16 protein-coding genes and 1 riboswitch are annotated in these 17,961 nt (G+C 63.9%); of the genes, 9 read left to right on the top strand and 7 right to left on the bottom strand.

The window, feature by feature from the left end; all coding sequences use genetic code 11:
* Positions 1-1,041 precede the first annotated feature (1,041 nt).
* On the bottom strand, positions 1,042-1,782 hold the full coding sequence (locus P0D80_RS24760; protein WP_408178595.1) for a CbtA family protein: 741 nt from the start codon (positions 1,780-1,782) through the stop codon (positions 1,042-1,044).
* Between the two features lie 11 nt (positions 1,783-1,793).
* The gene (locus tag P0D80_RS24755) at positions 1,794-2,015 is read right to left on the bottom strand and encodes a CbtB domain-containing protein (RefSeq protein ID WP_408178594.1); all 222 of its coding nucleotides are present in this window, start codon (positions 2,013-2,015) and stop codon (positions 1,794-1,796) included.
* 2 nt (positions 2,016-2,017) lie between these two features.
* Positions 2,018-2,171: riboswitch (adenosylcobalamin (AdoCbl) riboswitch) on the bottom strand.
* 88 nt (positions 2,172-2,259) lie between these two features.
* Here P0D80_RS24755 and P0D80_RS24750 point away from each other — a divergent pair.
* On the top strand, positions 2,260-2,847 hold the full coding sequence (locus P0D80_RS24750) for a histidine phosphatase family protein (RefSeq protein ID WP_408178593.1): 588 nt from the start codon (positions 2,260-2,262) through the stop codon (positions 2,845-2,847).
* 18 nt (positions 2,848-2,865) lie between these two features.
* Here the strand turns inward: P0D80_RS24750 and P0D80_RS24745 are convergent, their stop codons facing one another.
* From P0D80_RS24745 to P0D80_RS24725, 5 genes are all read right to left on the bottom strand, one after another.
* Positions 2,866-3,306: a hypothetical protein gene (locus P0D80_RS24745; protein ID WP_408178592.1), complete on the bottom strand. Its 441-nt coding sequence runs from the start codon at positions 3,304-3,306 to the stop codon at positions 2,866-2,868.
* A gap of 66 nt (positions 3,307-3,372) precedes the next feature.
* Positions 3,373-4,377, bottom strand: a complete 1,005-nt coding sequence (locus P0D80_RS24740) for an alpha/beta hydrolase (RefSeq protein ID WP_408287149.1) — start codon at positions 4,375-4,377, stop codon at positions 3,373-3,375.
* Positions 4,378-4,396: 19 nt separating this feature from the next.
* Positions 4,397-5,755, bottom strand: a complete 1,359-nt coding sequence (locus tag P0D80_RS24735) for an MFS transporter (RefSeq protein WP_408287146.1) — start codon at positions 5,753-5,755, stop codon at positions 4,397-4,399.
* Positions 5,752-6,828: an alpha/beta hydrolase gene (locus tag P0D80_RS24730; protein WP_408287143.1), complete on the bottom strand. Its 1,077-nt coding sequence runs from the start codon at positions 6,826-6,828 to the stop codon at positions 5,752-5,754. Before P0D80_RS24730 ends, P0D80_RS24735 begins: the two co-directional genes overlap by 4 nt.
* A gap of 75 nt (positions 6,829-6,903) precedes the next feature.
* Positions 6,904-7,956, bottom strand: a complete 1,053-nt coding sequence (locus P0D80_RS24725; protein ID WP_408178587.1) for a porin — start codon at positions 7,954-7,956, stop codon at positions 6,904-6,906.
* Between the two features lie 164 nt (positions 7,957-8,120).
* On the opposite strand from P0D80_RS24725, the gene P0D80_RS24720 reads away from it, so the two are divergent.
* From P0D80_RS24720 to P0D80_RS24685, 8 genes are all read left to right on the top strand, one after another.
* Entirely contained in the window at positions 8,121-9,023 is a 903-nt protein-coding gene (locus P0D80_RS24720) for a LysR family transcriptional regulator (protein ID WP_408178586.1), read from the top strand.
* An 84-nt stretch (positions 9,024-9,107) separates the two neighbouring features.
* The gene (locus P0D80_RS24715; RefSeq protein ID WP_408287138.1) at positions 9,108-10,625 is read left to right on the top strand and encodes an ATPase domain-containing protein; all 1,518 of its coding nucleotides are present in this window, start codon (positions 9,108-9,110) and stop codon (positions 10,623-10,625) included.
* A gap of 3 nt (positions 10,626-10,628) precedes the next feature.
* Positions 10,629-12,287, top strand: coding sequence for a response regulator (locus tag P0D80_RS24710; RefSeq protein WP_408178584.1), 1,659 nt, complete (start codon positions 10,629-10,631; stop codon positions 12,285-12,287).
* A 117-nt stretch (positions 12,288-12,404) separates the two neighbouring features.
* The gene (locus P0D80_RS24705; protein ID WP_408178583.1) at positions 12,405-13,007 is read left to right on the top strand and encodes a MarR family winged helix-turn-helix transcriptional regulator; all 603 of its coding nucleotides are present in this window, start codon (positions 12,405-12,407) and stop codon (positions 13,005-13,007) included.
* A gap of 6 nt (positions 13,008-13,013) precedes the next feature.
* Complete coding sequence (locus P0D80_RS24700; protein WP_408287134.1) at positions 13,014-15,116, top strand: FUSC family protein; 2,103 nt, start codon at positions 13,014-13,016, stop codon at positions 15,114-15,116.
* Between the two features lie 55 nt (positions 15,117-15,171).
* The gene (locus tag P0D80_RS24695) at positions 15,172-15,381 is read left to right on the top strand and encodes a DUF1656 domain-containing protein (protein WP_115778589.1); all 210 of its coding nucleotides are present in this window, start codon (positions 15,172-15,174) and stop codon (positions 15,379-15,381) included.
* Positions 15,378-16,388 carry an efflux RND transporter periplasmic adaptor subunit gene (locus tag P0D80_RS24690; RefSeq protein ID WP_408178581.1) on the top strand — a complete coding sequence of 337 codons (1,011 nt, stop codon included), beginning with the start codon at positions 15,378-15,380 and terminating at the stop codon, positions 16,386-16,388. The genes P0D80_RS24695 and P0D80_RS24690 overlap by 4 nt, the downstream gene beginning before the upstream one ends.
* Positions 16,385-17,911 (top strand): efflux transporter outer membrane subunit, encoded by a 1,527-nt coding sequence (locus P0D80_RS24685; RefSeq protein ID WP_408178580.1) that lies wholly within the window; start codon positions 16,385-16,387, stop codon positions 17,909-17,911. Before P0D80_RS24690 ends, P0D80_RS24685 begins: the two co-directional genes overlap by 4 nt.
* The last annotated feature ends 50 nt before the right edge of the window (positions 17,912-17,961 follow it).

The following is a 17,961-nucleotide window of genomic DNA, read 5'->3' as shown; positions in this document are numbered from 1 at the left end:
TCTGTACAGCTTGCCGAGCGCCTCCGTACCCCGTAGCCGCACGGGAGACAGGACCGGCACACCGCGATCAATCGGGAACGCATTGCACGACACGCTCAGGGTGCGTGACTGGTTGGGGCTATACATGGCCCCTCCCTGGACTGACCTGATACAACCGGCTTCCGCATGACTTCATACGCCGCCCCCGTTCAAAAATTCACGTTCTCCATTATCAAAGTGACTTTTATGATGCGTATATAAGACGACTGTAAAATCTGGTCAAACCGATTAAATAGATAGGTACTTCGCATAACCAGGAAAATGCTTAATGGAAAGCAGAAATTTGGGTAACTTTTTTTGAGGTATGCGAGGACGATTCTGTGCTAGGTGAGTGGAGTGCGCCACGCCGAATTTTTCAACTACGGAAAGGGCAATCCAGGTTGTCCCAAAGGTTCATGCAGTGCCCCGGAAATCACACCCAGCGATATTCTGTCCAGTCAGCGCAGAAAAAAACTCGCACGAGGCGGGCCAAGGCAGCCATGCTTGGAACGCGCAGATACGACGGGGGTTGCTGAGGGAGCTGGATAGTCCTCAGGGACAAGTGACTTTGCAGACAGAAAGGGGGAACCGGATTCGCCCGGAAGGTTCACGCGATATGGTTGCGGGTACTAGCGCTGTCGCGCGGACATTTCTGTGGGTCGCTGCTCAAGGACTTCAATCCAAGTGCGTGCCGGGTGTAACGCGTCCCTTGCTGACGTGATGAAAGAAAGTCCAGTTGAGCCACGGCTAGGCGGCAATGTGGTCAAGTACTCTCCACGACAAACTGCCGGTTCAGCATCCTCTCGCCATCTGGTTGAAAGTATTCATTTGGGCGCAGTGTCGCGCGCGCAAAGTTATCAACAGAAATTGTTCGCAAGCCTGTGGATAACCACCCCACAACCGCCCCAACTCCTTGACGCAGAACCCTTCTTGACCACTGCGCGCAAAGCACGGAGAGCGAAGTGCGAGAGCAAGACGCGGAGCGCAACCACCAAACCTGTTGCGCTCACCAAATCCAAAGCATCAAACCGACTTCACCGCCGACCTTCCCCCCACCCGCATAAACGCACTCCGCTCAACCAGCGCCCCAAACAGCAGCCCGATCGTCGCCCACATAATCGCCTGCATGCCCAGCGCCGCGACGCGGAATTTCCACAGCAGCACCGCCGGGAAAGCCTCCGGCACTTCGTTGATCGTGGGCATCGACAACTGCACCGCGGCGATGATCACGATGAACACCGCCGCCCCCACAATCGAGCCGTTCCACGCGCCAAGCTTCATAGCCGCACGGCGCCGCACCTTGAGCGAAAACACCATCGCGGCCAGCGATATCGCAATCATCAGGAAGAACAAACCCGTCCGCGTCCCAATCGTTTCAGGGTCGCCGACCGAAGGCGGGTTCGCCGGATACTTCAGATTCGGCACGACCGCCAGCGCAATGAACGCGCCAAGCGCAAGCCACGCGGACAACGCGCGCGGGCTCAATGCGCCCACTCGTCCATAGGCGTACGCGAACACCAGCGAGAACAGCCCGCCGAATGCCGCGCCGTAAGTCACCACGCCAGTCAACAGGCCGATACCCCGCTGCGTATCGCGGCTCACAATCTCGGGTTCAGCGGCCTCGCCCTTCGCGGCGTCGGCTTTTTCTTCAAACGAAATCGCCTGATTCACCTGCGGCTCGCCCACCACCCGGGCAAAGCCGAACGTGAGCAGTCCCGCGGCGATGCCTGCAAGCATCCCGCGTACCAACAATTTACCAACCATGGTCGACTCCGTTAGTGGCAGGGAAAGCCGAGCAGATGGCGGCCGTCGTGCACGAACTCATGCACGTACATGCCCGGCACCAGCGAGGTGGCGCCCTGTTCCGCACCCACGAAGTAAAGCGCGAGCAACAACAGCAAACCGCCGAACACGACCCAGGGCAACAACTCGCGCAGCGGAATCGGCGTGGGTTGAGCAACAGGCTGGTTGGCGGGATCGAAAACAGCGTCGTTCATGATGGACATCTCCTGGGGTAACGCGCCCCGATAGTCATTGCAGAGGATTGGTGCGAAGCTCAGGTCTGGCTTTCGGCTTGTGCTGCCGATTACAGTGGCGCGACCGCGCCGGGCTCTCACCGGCTTCCGCGCTTCGCAGTCCCGCTATTCTACGCGCTAAACTTCGGCACCCGGCAACGCAAAACGTACGCTTCATCCCGCTCGCGTTCGCCTTCGGGGCGCGGCTTCACAGGACATGAACAGAATGGACACTCGGCTGTTACTGATCAGCCACGCATCGACCGCCGCCCAGCGCGCAGGCCGTTTTCCCGCCGACGACCCGCTCGACGCCCGCGGCCTCGCCGAAGCCCAAGCGGCGCGTACGCGTCTGGAGATCGCGGACGACGCGGACGCTTTCGTCAGCCCGGCCGCCTGCACGCGCGAGACGGCAGCCGCCCTGGGCCTCGCGGCATCGGTCGACGCCGGTCTGGCGGATATGAACTACGGCGCATGGCAGGGGCGGCGGTTGGCCGACCTCGCTGCCAAAGCGCCGCAAGACCTCGCCGCATGGGCGCGCGATCCCGACGCCGCGCCGCACGGCGGCGAGTCGTTCAGTCAACTCGTGAAACGGGTAGGAGAATGGCTCGACGCGCTAAACGGCGCGAAGGATCGTGCACCGAATCATGCGCTCGACGTGATCGCCGTCACCCATGCGCCGGTGCTCCGGGCAGCGATCGTGCATGCGCTAGGGGCATCGCCCGCCGTGTTTCCGCGCATTGAAATCGCGCCGCTTTCGATGATCGAGTTACGGCGCTCGTCGCGCGGCTGGACATGGTGGCCGGCGTCACACTAGCCACCTTCGTGCGGCGGCTTACTTACCCGACACCACCAGACGCAGCTTGTTCGAACCGGTCGGCGTCAGCGTGATGTCGGTCCGCTTGCCCTTCGCACCCAGATAAAAGTGCTGACGTCCCGGCGAATTCTGATCGTGCGTGGCGTCCGGCAGACACGACGCGATGTCCGCTGCGACTGCTTGCAGCGCGTCGGCATTCGAACCGGCGTCGTGATGCGGCGTCCAGCTGCATTGATACGCACCGCGGCTCGCCGAACATTGCGCGTCGTCGCCGTAAGGTTGCGCGACGCCCTTGCCATCGTCCGGCGTCAATGAAGCGAGCCCGCCAGGGGCGGCCGCGACGATCCGTTTCAGTGAGGTACACGGGCTAGGCGCATCGTCGCCATATGCGCTGCCGGTCAGCAACGCGCCTAGCGATGCAGCGGCAAGCGCGGTGGCAAGTATTCGGATTCTATTCATGTCGGCGCGGTCCTTGAAGTCACTCACAGGTATTAGCGCGGTAGCACGCTTCGTGCCCATGCGCACTCACAGCCCAGTACCAAACAAAGCCGCCAGCCCCTGCGCCGAAGCAAAAATCCCCTTGGCATCGTGCCCGACACCATCGATCACATACGTCCGGTGCTTCGCCAATCCTTCCGGATGCCGCAACGCCATATAGCGCGCATAAGCCAGCCCGCGCCCGAGCCGGTGTTCCCCTTGCGTCAGCGCGGCGCATGAACGGTCGAGCGCCGGATGCTGCGGATCGCAATCCGCGCCGCCGAGCAGCACGGTGACGTCACGCTGCGCGTAACGCGCTTCGAGCGCTGCGGCAGAAGCCGCGTCGCCCGCATAGCCCGGCAAATCCTCGAGCCCATATTTCCAGCGATTGAACGACGGACACATCGCCCGATCGAACGCCGCGAATTCGCCGGACGCAACCGGCCGCATCGCATCGAAGTACACATACGACGAAGGATTCGCGACCACGTAGCGCAGCGCGATGCCGCCCGCCGCGAGCGGCGCCTCGTCGCGCGCCACCACCGCATAGCGCTGCACGACTTGTGCGCCGCCTGAGTGCCCCGCGATCACCACTTCGGCAAGCGACGCGAACTGCTCGCGCGAAGCAAGCGTATGCAGAATGGCGTCGAGCACATCGAACGAACTGATCGGCGCGGGACCTTCCGCGTTCTCCCCGCCCATCCAGCTCGTCCAGTCCCAATGCAACGTGGACGGCGGCACCTCGTGCGCCTCGACATCCGCCGTCGCGAGAAACTGCGGCACGATCAGCAGCGTATCGGCCGCACTGCCGCCGGCGAGCGCGCACGAACGCTGCGCGAGTTCGAAATACGTGTCGCCGTTGCGCAGGCGGCCATGAATCAGAATCACGGCGCGTTGGACTTCGCGCGTCGGCGCTAGCCAGTCGCCGTTCGAAAACACGGGCACGGTGCCGCTGCCGGCTTGCGTCGTGACGCTCAGATGCCGGCTTGCGACAACAGCGACCGGATGTTCATTCGGCGCGCGTTCGTCGTCTGTGATGAAAGGCTGGGTCATGCAATAGGCTCGTGGTTGATCAATGGGTGGCGGGCCTCGCCGCCGCGCCGCCCGACATGCGTCCGGCGCGCGTGAAGTACACCATCGCGAGCGACACGAAGCCGGCAAAAATCAGGTAGAACGCGGGCGTGAGACTGCTGCCGGTCACGCGCGTCAAGGCGGTGATGGTGAGCGGCGCCATGCCGCCGAACAGCGTCACCGCGATGTTGTACGAGAGCGCCACGCCCGCCGAACGGCTGCGCACCGGGAACAATGTCGCGAGCATGCCGGGATGCGCACCGGACATTGCGGCGAGGAACACCGTGGCGATCATCTGCGCGATGAACAGATGCCCCGGCGTCGGGTTCGTCACGACGAAGTGATACAGCGGATACACGCAGAGCATCCACGCGATCACGATCGGATAGAACAGCCTGTACGCGCCATAACGATCGGCGAGCTTGCCCGACAGCGGAAACAGAAACAGATTCAGCACGCCGGACACGAACGCGCCGAGCAACGCGGTGGAGAGCGGCAAATGCAATTGCCGTTCGACATACACCGACAGATACGAGTGCCACACATAATTGGTCGCCGCCCCGATGATGATCACGCCCATCGCGCAGATCGCCGCATCGCCGTTGTCGCGGAAGAACTGACGGATCGTGACGCGGGGCGGTTTGTCCTTGTGATCGAGCAGCCGCTCGAACTCCGGCGATTCGGCCACGCGATGCCGGATGTAGAAGCCAAACGGCCCGGCCAACGCGCCGAACAGAAACGGCAGTCGCCAGCCCCACGCCACCAGTTGCTCATGCGTGAGTTGCGTGGTCAGCAGATAGCCGACCCCGGACGACAGCAGCAACGCGAACGCCTGCGCCGACATATTGAAGCTGCCGTAAAACATCTTCTTGTGCGGCGGCGCATACTCGACCAGCATCGCCGATGCCGTCGCGAACTGTCCGCCCACGGAGAGCCCTTGCAACAGGCGCGCGAGCACCACCAGCAGCGGCGCCGCGATGCCAATGCGCGCATAGCCCGGCGTGAGACCCATCAGCAGCGTGCTGGCCGCCATCGAAATGATCAGCAGCGAAAGCGCTTTGCGGCGCCCCGCGCGGTCCGCGTAGATGCCGAGCAGAATGCCGCCGATCGGCCGCACGATGAAACCGACGGCGAACGTGGCGAGCGTCAGCATGATCGACACGAAGCCACTGCCGCCGGGAAAGAACACTTGCGCGATGATCTTCGCGAAGTAGCCGTAGATCAGAAAGTCGAACCACTCTAAGCCGTTACCGAGGACGGAGGCGAAGATCGCGCGCCGCACCATCGACGGACTCAAGGCGTTCGACGCGTCGGCTTCGGACGCGGTACCGTCGCGCTGATTGAAGGTCGCTTCGCTCATTGCTCGCATCCCGGAGTGTCGAACATCGCCGCCAGCGCGCACACCGACGTCAGCATGCGCGCGCCGTTGTGCCCCACGCCCGGCACGATATGAAAGCGCTGCTTCAAACCGTCCGGATGACGCGACTGGATATACCGGTAGTACGCCTCGGCACGCGCGACGCGTTGCGGCCCTTGCGCTTCGGCGGCGCAGGTTCTGTCGAGCGCGCTTTGCTGCGGATCGTCATCCGCGCCGCCGACGAGGTAGTCGATCCGGCGCGCCGCATAGGTCGCTTCGAGTTGCGCGGGCGTTCGGTCGTCGAGATAGGGCGGCCGGTTGTCCATGCCGTATTTCCATTGATTGAAGTCGGGACATTGCGCGGCATCGAACGGCGCGGCAATGCCTTGCGCGTTGGGCCGTTGCGCATCGAAATAGGCATACGTGGACGGACTCGCCACGACGTAACGCACGTCGATGCCCTCGCCGGTCAGCGCGGCGATGTTGCGCGCCGCGACGGCGTAGCGTTGCACGACTTGCCCGCCGCCCGAATGCCCGGCAAACACCACGTGCCGCAGATTGGGAAACAGCTTGCGATCGGCGAGACGCGCGACGATCGCGTCGAGCACCTCGTAGGAACTGATCGGCAGCGGCGCGCGCGCCGCTTCGCCGCCCATCCAGGCGTCGCCGGTCCAGCGCAGCAGATCGGCGGGCTCGTCATGCACGCGCGTGTCGAGCGTGGCGAGGAATTGCGGCGCGATCAACAGCGTGGCGTCGGGGTCCGCGTGTGCGGTATCGCGAGCACTCTGCGCGGTGCGAAAGTACACGTCCGCGTTGCGCAGCTTGCCGTGAATCACGATCACCGCGCGCGTCACTTGCGGCTGCGCGACGTTCCAATCCTTCGACAGATACAGCGGAAATTCCGCGTGCCCTTGCGGCGTGTCGATCGTGAAGCGCGTATCCGAGATCGTCGCCACCGGCTTCAGATGCGGCTCGTAAGCATGGACCGCGAGCGCGGGTTGCGCGAGCGTCGCTAGCAGGGCAGCGGCGGTTGACGCACACAGCACCCCAATACGTCGTGAAAGATTGAAAGTCATGCAGCTTGCTCCTGATCGCCGTGTACTGTCTTGAACGCGGCGCATCGTCGAATCCGTCGTTGAAAAACCGAATACTTAGAACCGGTGGCGAATACCGAGCGTCACACCGGTCTGGTTCGGACCGAATGCGGTGTCGCTCGTCAGGCCGACGGGCGTGTACTGGTCGTTAGCGTAGTGCGTGGACGCGGCATACGCGACCGTTGCGTACACATCGGTTCGCTTCGAAAGAATATAGTCCGCCCCCAGCACGCCCATCAACGAGTTCGACACGTTGTCCGCCTTGTTGCTCTGGTAGTACGCGGCGGCCGTCAGGCGGAAAGCCGGCGCGATCAGATAACGCACGCCGCCGAACCACAATGCCGACGACACCGACTTGCCCTTGGTCGGGTTAAACAAATAGTGCTCATAGCCGCCCATCAGCGTGACGTCGCCGAGCTGCTCGCGCGCCGAGGCGCTCCAGTTGCGCGACTTGGTCCACATGCCGGTCGAGTTGATCGCGCCGTTGCGGTAGTCGTAGGCCACCGCGGCGGCAAAGCTGCCCATGTCGTAATCGAGCGCGCCGCCGTAGGCCGCGCTGCTCTGAAACGAATCCGCCGAGCCGCCGAAGCTGTAATCCGCCGTCGCCGTCAAACCGCCGAAGCGGCCCACATATTTGACCGAGTTGTTCACGCGCGCCTTGAACGAAAAGCCGTCGACGGATCCGGTGGTCGGCATCCACGTGTATTGCTGGCCGAACACCATCGGGTCGTATTTGATGAGCGTGTCGTACATCGCCGTGTACTGCAAGCCCGCCGACAGTGCGCCGTAGGCATTCGAAAGTCCCACTGCGGCCGTGCGGTTGAACAGCACGCCGGCGCTCGCGTTGGTGCCGTCGTTGCCGTTGAAGCCCGCTTCGAGAATGAAGAACGCTTTGTTGCCGCCGCCGAGATCTTCGGCACCGCGAAAGCCGAAGCGCGAATTACTCAAGCCGCCGGAATTCTCGCGGACCAGCGAGCCGCCGCCGGCGCCGGCATGGTTGAGAAATTCGAGGTTGGTGTCGATCACACCGTATAACGTGACCGATGCTTGCGCATGCGCGCCGGCGCAACTCATGACGGCCAGGGTGGCCACCGCACATTGTTTTTTCATTGACGTCTCCACGTTTTGTTTTATTTCGCGTTCATTTCCTATGCGATGGACGAGATCGTAGGATCGGCCGTGGCAAATGTAAAATACCTGTTTTAAGCACAACCCATATTTATTCGATATGGCAGCGAGCCGACCTTCGAGCGCTGTCCGGGAGACGAAACACCATGGAGCTGCGGCATCTGCGTTACTTTCTGGCGGTCGCCGAAGAAGGACAATTCACGCGCGCGGCAGAGCGGCTGGCCATGCAACAGCCGCCGCTCTCGCAGCAGATTCGAACGCTGGAAGAAGAGATCGGCTTCGAACTGTTCGTGCGCATGCCGCGTGGCGTCACCTTGACGCCGGCCGGCCAGGCCTTTGCGGAAGACACGCAACGCTTGCTGCAGAATCTGCAGCAGTCGGTCGAAAAGGCGAGCCGGATTGCACGCGGCGAGCTCGGCACGATTTCGATCGGGCTGACGAGTTCCGCGGCCTTTCATCCGTTCACGACCGAGGCGATCCGCGCGTTTCGCGCGGTGTGCCCCGAGGTCGCCGTCGAGCTTGCCGAACTCAACGCGGCGGAGATCATCGAGCGTCTGGCCGCGGGCCAGATACAGGCGGCGTTTCTACGCAAGCCGGTCGACGCGCGCGAAGGCGTGGCGTTCGAGTTGCTGCTCGACGAGCCGATGGTCGTGGTGTTGCCGGTCGGTCATCCGTTGCTCAAGGGCAAGAAGCGGCCGCAAGTGTCGCTGAAAGCGCTGGCGCACGAAGACTTCATTCTGGTCCGCCGCCCAGGCGCACCCGGCATGTACGCCGATATCCTCGCCGCGTGCCGGCAGGCCGGCTTCGTCCCGCGCATTGCCCGTGAAGTGCCGCGCATGGTGTCGGGCATCAACCTCGTGGCGGCGGGTCTGGGCGTGACGCTGGTGCCCGCTTCCATGCAGCGTTACGACCAGGTGGGCACGGTGTATTGCACGCTCGCGAACCCCTCGAAACTCAGCGCGCCGCTGCACCTCGCCTATCCGACGGCGTTGCATAACAGCGCGGCCACGCGCTTCATTCAACTGGTGAAGGAGCGCGCTGCTGGATGACCGCGTCGATGGGCACAGATATTGCGTTCTCGCCGTACCGGCTGAACAACCACCAGCCATTCATCGACGCCAAAACGCTACGCCATGTCAAACAGACAAGCCGCCGCCAAGCCGGCCCGCCTTTCCTCGGGAATCGAAGGAATCGACGACATCCTGGGAGGCGGTCTCACGCCGCACCGCATGTACCTCGTGGAAGGTGCGCCCGGCACAGGTAAAACTACCCTGGCCTTGCAATTCTTACTCAAGGGTGTCGAAGAAGGACAGGGAGGCTTGTACATCACCTTGTCCGAAACCCGCTCCGAACTGATCTCGGTAGCTGAAAGCCACGGCTGGGACATCGGCGGCTTCAGCATTCTCGAGCTGGTGTCTGACGAGGGTCTCGACCCGCAGTACGAGCAGACCGTGCTGCACCCGGCCGAGGTCGAACTCGGCGAGACGGTGCGCAACGTCATCCAGCAGGTCGACGAACTCAAACCCGCACGCATCGTGCTCGACAGCCTTTCCGAGTTGCGTCTGCTGTCGCAGAACCCGTTGCGTTACCGGCGGCAGATTCTCGCGCTCAAGCGCTATTTCGCCACCCGTGAATGCACGGTGCTGCTGCTCGACGACAATTCGGCCGATCCCGGCGACGTGCAGCTGCACAGCATCGCGCACGGCGTGATCAGCCTCGACAATCTCGTGCACGACTACGGCGGCAACCGGCGGCGCGCGCGCATCGCCAAAATGCGCGGCATCAAATTCCGCGAGGGGTACCACGACTTCACGCTCGACACCGGCGGCATCCACGTGTATCCGCGCCTCGTCGCGGCGGAACACCACGCGACGTTCGACACCGAGCCGGTCAGCACCGGCACACCGGGCCTCGACGCGTTGCTCGGCGGCGGTCTGATCCCGGGCACCAATGCGCTGATGATCGGCCCTTCGGGCGTCGGCAAAACCACCACGGTGGTGTCGTGCCTGGTCGCGGCGCTCGAACGCGGCGAGCGCTGCGTCTACTACGTGTTCGACGAGACCCTCGTCACGCTGATGATCCGCTGCGCGACGCTCGGCATGCATCTGGCGCCGCACGTGGAGAGCGGCCTGCTGACGCTGCGCCAGATCGATCCGGCGGAAATTTCGCCCGGCGAATTCGCCAGCGACGTGCGCCAGTCGGTCGAGAAGAGAGACGTCAAGTACGTCGCGATCGACAGCCTGAACGCCTATCTCCAGGCCATGCCCGGCGAGCGCTATCTGCTGCTGCAAATGCATGAACTGCTCGGCTATCTGAACCAGCAAGGCATCATCACGATGCTCGTGCTGGGGCAGCACGGCATTATCGGCGAGGTGCAGAACGATATCGACATCAGCTATCTGAGCGACGTGGTCGTGCTGTTCCGCTATTTCGAACACCACGGCGAAGTGCTCACCGCCGTGACGGCCGTGAAGAGCCGCGCCAATGCCCACGAGCGTTCGATCCGCCAGTTCCGGCTCGGCGGCAACGGCGTGGAAGTGGGCGAGGCGCTGCGTGACTTCGAAGGTGTGCTCTCCGGACTGCCGGCTTATCGCGGCAGCACCGCGCTGCTCGGTGCGACGAACCGCGTCATCGACACGTCTGGGCAGTAAGTCATGGAGCAACGCGTCCTCATCCTGGCGCCGTTTGGCCGCGACGCCGATGTGATTGCCGAAGTGCTGCACAAAGATAAGCGCCTGTGCGTGGCCTGCCGCGATGCCGACACGCTCACCGCGGCGCTGGACGCCGGTGCGGGCGCCGCGTTGATCGCTGAAGAAGCGCTCGCGGGCAACCATGCGATCCGGCTTTTCACCTGGCTCGAACAACAGCCAGCATGGTCCGATTTCCCGTTCATTCTGCTCGCCGCCTCACGCCTCGGACACCGTTCCGAACGTGGCCTGGAAGTGCTCGAACGGCTCGGCAACGTGGTCGTGCTCGAGCGCCCGCTGAATTCGGAAACGTTGCGGCGCGCGGTAGCGTCGTCATTGCGGGCACGCGCGCGGCAATACGAATCGCGCCGCCATCTGGCCGAGCGGATCGAAGCGCAAGAGGCGTTGGTGCAATTGAACGACTCGCTGGAAAGCCGCATCGCCGAACGCACTCACGAACTCGCCTCCGCCAACAACAGGCTGATGATGGAAATTCACGAGCGCGCCAAAGTGCAGGCCGTGCTGGTGCAATCACAGAAGATGGAAGCACTCGGGCAACTCACCGGCGGCATCGCGCACGACTTCAACAATCTGCTGAACGTCATCATGGTCAACGCGGAGTTGATTGCGCGCGTGAGCAGTGACGAGCGCCTTCGCGGCATGGCCGCCACCGTCAAACGCGCGACCGAACGCGGCGCGAAACTGACGGGACAGTTGCTCACTTTCTCGCGTAACAGCAACCTCGATCTGAAGGCGGTGGACGTGGTGGCGTTGCTGCAAGGCATGCGCGACATCATCACGGTGTCGCTCGGTTCAAGCATCCGCTATACCAACGAGTTCGATGGCGAAGAGATGTGGACACAGGCCGATGCCAATCAGCTCGAACTGGCCGTTCTCAATCTCGCCATCAACGCGCGCGATGCCATGCCGGGCGGCGGCCAACTCGGCATTTGCGTGAAGGTGCGCGAGGCGCCCGATCAGACACTCGATGAAGGCCGCTACGTAGTGGTCGAAGTCGCCGATTCCGGCTCGGGTGTGCCGGCCGATGTGGTGTCGCGCGTCTTCGATCCGTTCTTCACCACCAAGCCAATCGGCAAGGGAACCGGGCTCGGCTTGAGTCAGGTCTACGGCATTGCGAGGCAAGCTGGCGGCACGGCGCGTCTGTTCAGCGAGGAAGGCGTGGGCACCACGGTCGAGATCTGGCTGCCGTTGCGCGAGCGCGTGGCGCCGCAGGCCGAAGCGGCGTCCGATGCGGAAGCGAACGTGGTCGGCGAAAAGCGCGTCCTGGTGGTCGAAGACGACGGCGAGGTGCGCGCCATGCTGGTCGAGTCGCTGAGAATGCTCGGCTACACCGTGACCGAAGCCGCCGACGGACGCGCGGGCCTGAATCGTTTGCAGGACGACAACCCGGACTTGCTGATGGTGGACTTCGCGATGCCCGGCATGAACGGGATCGACGTGATCGCCGAGGCGCGCAAGATGCGCGAGGATTTGCCGGTGATCCTCGCAACGGGTTATGCGGACGTGGACATTTCCGGGCTGGCCGTGAAGCGCTGCACGATTTTGCGCAAGCCTTTTCAACTCGATGATCTGGCGCGTACGGTAAGGCTCGGACTCGCGGCTTGAGCGACGTTTGCATGGCGAACCCCGGCGCCTGTCAACGCACGCGGCCACATCGCGCCGTCACAAAAAATTCCAATTCAATAGTTTGCTAACGAATTTTTTGGAAATACAATACCGGCCATGTCGAATCTCGATACCTTGCGCCGGACAGTCAGCAGCACGCTGGTCGTCGCCGCCCGAAAATGGCGGCGCACGAGTCACGGCGTGCTGGCGGCCTTCAATGTCTCCGAGGCGTGCGCCACGCCGCTCCTGACCGCCAGCCGCCTCGGCGCGGCGGTGCGCCAGGTCACGCTCGCCGATCACATCGGCATCGAAGGGCCCTCGCTGGTGCGGTTGCTCGATCAACTGTGCGCCGCAGGTCTGATGCGTCGCGACGAAGACCCCGAAGACCGCCGCGCGAAAACCGTGGTGCTCACCGAAGAAGGCCGCGCCGTCACCGCGAAAATGGAAGAAGAACTAGTCACGTTGCGGGCGCTGGCGTTGAAAGACGTCTCGCGCAGCGATCTCGAAGCGACCTTGCGCGTGCTGGCCGCGTTCACCGCCGACGCCGGCGAACGCGCCGATCAGAACAGCGATCCCAGCGGCGATCCGGACCGCGATGAAGGCGTTCAACGCGCCTCGGTCAAACCAACGCAGCACGCCAGCCAACCCCGCAAAGCTACCAAAGCGAACAAAGGCAAAGCAGACACCGCCGCGCCACACAGCGCCAACGATCCGGCGTAACGGTTTATGGTCTACCCTTCCCTTCGCGACTGGCTGTTCTCCGTCAAGACGTTTGCCGCGGCGATGATCGCGCTCTACATCGGCCTCGCGCTCGAACTACCGCGGCCGTATTGGGCGATGGCGACCGTCTACATCGTGTCGAACCCGTTTGTCGGCGCGACGCGTTCCAAGGCGCTTTATCGCGCGCTCGGCACCATGCTCGGCGCCTCGGCCGCGGTGCTGCTGGTGCCGCCCTTCGTCGAATCGCCGTATCTATTCAGCGTGATCGTGGCGCTCTGGACCGGCACGCTCCTGTATCTGGCGGTGTTCGACCGCACCGCGCGCAGCTACGTGTTCCTGCTGGCCGGCTATACGATGCCGATCATCGCGCTGCCCTCGGTGACCAATCCGGGCGGCGTGTTCGATCTCGCGGTCAGCCGTACCGAAGAGATCACGCTTGGCATCGTTTGCGCGAGCATTGTCGGCGGCGCGCTGTTTCCGAGCCGGCTTGCGCCGACCATCATCGAGCGAACCGACGCATGGTTTCGCGACGCCGCCTTCTATGCGACCGAAACGCTCTCCGGGCGGATTGCCGGCTCGGCGATTTCGGGTGCCCGGCAGCGCATCGCGGCCACCATCAATGGTCTGGAATTGCTGCTGAGCCAGCTTGCCTACGATCACACCCGGCCCGACGTGCTGGCGCGCACGCATGAACTGCGCGGACGCATGCAGTTGCTGCTGCCGATCATGTCGTCGCTCGCCGATCCGCTGATCGCGCTCTACAACAGCGGCCGGCAGACGTGGCCCGAGGGTCTGGAAAGCCTGCTCGCCGACGTCATCAAATGGTTCAATGAGCCGATGCCCACCGTGAGCGAAGGCGATCACCCCGACCCGACCGCCGACGCGCTGCGCGAGCGCATCGCGGCGATGCAGCCGCCGCCGTCCGCACTCGCGGGCTGGGACGCCGCGCTGCTCTCGAACGCACTGTGGCGCATGAAACAGGTGATCGACGTCTGGCAGGACTGCCGCTCGCTGCGCATCATCATCACGCGGGAAGAAGGCTCGTGGCGCCCGCGCTTCCGTCATTGGCGGCTGGGCGGCACCGAGCGCTTCTACGATCACGGCATCATGCTGTTCTCCACCGGCTCGGCGGCGGCGGCCGTGATTCTCGCGTGCAGTTTGTGGATCAGCTCAGGCTGGAACGACGGCGCGAGCGCGGTCACGCTCGCGGCCGTGGCGTGCTGCTTCTTCGCCGCGCTCGACGAACCCGCGCCGTTCGTGTTCCGCTTCTTCGTGGCGACCGCGATCAGCGTGGTGGCGGCGGGCGTCTATCTGTTCGTCGTGCTGCCGCACGTGCATGACTTTCCCATGCTGGTGATCATGTTCGCCGCGCCGTTCATCTTCGTCGGCACGCTGATCCCGCGCCCGCAGTTCAACCTGGCCACGGTGCTGGTCGCGGTGAACACGGCCACCTTCATCAGCATTCAGGACGCGTACGACGCCAACTTCCTGGTGTTCATGAACAGCAATCTCGCGGGCCTCGCCGGCTTGCTTTACGCGTATCTGTGGACGCGCGTGACGCGGCCGTTCGGCGCCGAACTCGCGGCGGCCCGTCTGCTGCGTTCGAGCTGGGCCGACGTGGCGCTCACGGCATCGACGCGGCCGATCCACGATCCGCGCAATCTCGCCGCGCGCATGCTCGACCGCCTGATGCAGTTGATCCCGCGCCTTGCCGCGACCGACGACCATCGCCATCCGTCGATCGAAAGCTTTCGGGATCTGCGCATCGCCTTCAACGCACTCGATCTGCGCCGCCTGACCCACAAGCTGGGCGGCGAAGCGCCCGCCGCGATCGATCACGTGCTCGACGACGTGCGTCAGTACTATGAAAGCTGCGTCAATCGCCGCAAGCGCGAGCCGGTGCCCGACAGCCTGATGTCGTCGATCGACGCCGCCGTGGCGCGCGTGACGGCACAAGGGCTCGCCAACGCCGATGCGCCGAGCGCGACCTCGCAAACCTCGGCACGCCGGTTGCGTGAAGCGCTGCACGCGCTGGTCGGCTTGCGTCTTTCGCTGTTTCCGGCCACGCTGACGACACCGACGCCGCCCGAACCGGAGGCCGCTGCCTGATGCGCCCAACTCGTCGCGACTTTCCAGCCCTCTCCACCCTTTTCCACTTCCCGCGATGATCGGTGAAATCGATATCTTCGGCGTGTTCGTGCCGGCCGTGCTCGTGCTGATGTTGGTCGCGTATCTGATCAACCTGGCCATTCGCACGGTGCTCGCGCGCGTCGGCTTTTACCGTTTCGTCTGGCATCGCTCCATCTTCGATCTCGGCATCTATGTGCTGGTGCTGGGCCTTGTCGTTGTCGTTTCGCACAGACTAATAACGTGAAAAAAACCTGGTTCTCCGTCGGTCAAATTCTGCTGACCTTGATCGTCGTCGTCGTCGCCGCCTTCGTGCTGTGGAAACTGGTCGGCTACTACATGTTCGCGCCCTGGACCCGCGACGGACACGTGCGCGCCGATGTGATCCAGGTCGCACCGGACATCTCGGGGCTGATCTCGTCGGTCGAGGTAGTGGACAACCAGCAGGTCAAGCAAGGCCAGGTGCTGTTCGTGATCGATCAGGCCCGCTATACGCTCGCGCTGCGCCAGGCGCAGGCCACCGCGCAACAACGCCGCGCCACGCTCGATCAGGCGCGCCGCGAAGACGCGCGTAACCGCAAGCTCGGCAACCTGGTCGCGGCGGAGGTGTCGGAAGAAAGCCGTTCGCGCGTCGAACAGGGCGAGGCCGCGCTCGCTGATGCGAATGTGGCTATCGATACGGCGAAGCTGAATTTGCAGCGCGCCACGATCGCGAGTCCGGTCGACGGTTATCTGAACGACCGCGCGCCGCGCGTTGGCGAATATGTCGCGGCGGGGCGGGCGGTGGTTTCGGTGGTGGACATGCATTCGTTCCGTGTCGATGGCTATTTCGAGGAAACCAAGCTGGGTGGCATCGACATCGGTCAGCCAGTCGATATCACGGTGATGGGCGAGCCGGCCGTGTTGCGTGGACACGTGCAGAGCATCGTCGCCGCGATCGAGGATCGCGACCGCACGCAAGGCTCGAATCTGCTGCCGAATGTGAACCCGGCGTTCAGTTGGGTGCGGCTCGCGCAACGGATTCCGGTGCGTGTGGCGCTCGATGAAGTGCCTGCGGATTTCCGCATGATTGCCGGGCGCACGGCGACTGTGTCGGTGCGTGATCTGTCGCCTGGCGGTAAGAAGCATCCGGATGCGGGGGCGTCGGGTGCGGTAGCGGCTTCGGCGTCGGCGTCGGCTACGTCTGCTGTTCCGGCTGGCTCGGCTGCACAGCCGGCGTCGGCGGCGGTCTCATCATCGGGCGCCTCGCAATGAAGCTGTCGCGCGCCCTGCCCTTATTGCCGTTGCTGCCGCTATTGCCGTTGGCAGTCGCGCTGAACGGCTGCATCAACGTCGGTCCCAACTACTCGTTGCCGCAACAGGCGCTCGTCAACGCGCCGCTCGCCAATGCGCCGATCGAAGGCGCCGATACGTCCCTGACGACGCGTCAGAACGTGCCGCCCGTGTGGTGGAAGCTATACGACGATCCAGTGCTGAACGGACTCGTCGACCAGGCGCTGCAATCGAACACCGACTTGCGCGTCGCTGCCGCGAATCTGGCGCGCTCGCGTGAAGCGCTAGGCGTCGCGCAAGCACAAGGCGGATTTTCCGGCAAGACGTCGGCGCTGATCGAACGCGCGCAGGAGTCCGCCGAACAATACCTGCTCACCGAGAAACTGCCGGTCGTGAATGAAGGCGACATCGGCATCAGCGTCTCGTATGAAATCGATCTGTTCGGCAAGCTGCGGCGCGGCGTGGAAGCGGCGCAAGCGGACACCGAATCCGTGCAGGCCGCGGGCGAACTCGCGCGGATCACCGTGGTGGCGGACGTGGTGCGCTCTTACGTCGAGCAGTGTTCGGCCGCCGAGGAACTCAGGATCGCGCAACAGTCGCTGGCCTTGCAGAAACAGCGCGTGGACGTTTCGCGCCGCCTGCGCGACGCGGGCCGCGGCAATCAGCCCGACGTGACGCGCGGGCAGACCCAGGTCGATACGTTGTCGGCCGATATTCCGCGGTATACAGCGCGCCGCAAGATCGCGCAGTACCGCCTCGCGGCGCTGCTTGCCCGCGCGCCGTCCGACCTGCCGCCGGCCGTGCTCGCTTGCGACAGGCTGCCGCAAATCCGTCAGCCGATTCCAGTCGGCGACGGCGCCGCGCTGCTCAAGCGCCGACCGGATGTGCGCGAGGCAGAGCGTCAACTGGCGGCGTCCACCGCGCGTATCGGCGTCGCTACCGGGGCGCTGTATCCGACGGTGAGCATCGGTGCGTCGGCGGGTTTGACAGGCATTCTGGAAGACCTTGGCACGTCGCCCACGGCGCGCTGGGGCTTCGGTCCGCTGATCAGCTGGACGTTCCCGGCGAACGGCGCGCGTGGCCGCGTGCGTGAAGCACAGGCGTCGAGCCAGGTGGCGTTGGCGAAGTTCGACGGCGTGGTCCTGACCGCGCTGCGCGAGACCGAAACCAGTCTCGCGACCTACGCGTCGGACTACGCCCGCGCCGACGCGCTGCGTGCCGCGGTGAGGTCGGCCACCGAGTCGGCGGATGAAACGCACCGGCTGTATCGCGCGGGACGTGAGTCGTTTATTTCGGATCTGGATGCGACGCGCACGCTGACGTCGACGAAGTCACAGGCGGCGGCTGCGGATGGCCAGGTGGCGATCGATCAGGTCAATCTGTTCCTCGCGCTTGGCGGAGGGTGGGAAGTTGATCCGCAGAACGCGTCCGGCAGTTCGACGCCAGCGGCTGCGGTGCCGGTTAAGGCAACGCCGGTGCCGACGGCTGCAGCGAAAGCGCCTTAAAGCGGCTTTTCATTTGTGATTGTCTAACGCGGCCAGCCTATCAAGGTTCG

The sequence above is a fragment of the Paraburkholderia sp. RL17-373-BIF-A genome (assembly GCF_046030175.1).
GTDB lineage: Bacteria > Pseudomonadota > Gammaproteobacteria > Burkholderiales > Burkholderiaceae > Paraburkholderia.
This window is presented reverse-complemented; position numbering and strand designations above follow the sequence as displayed.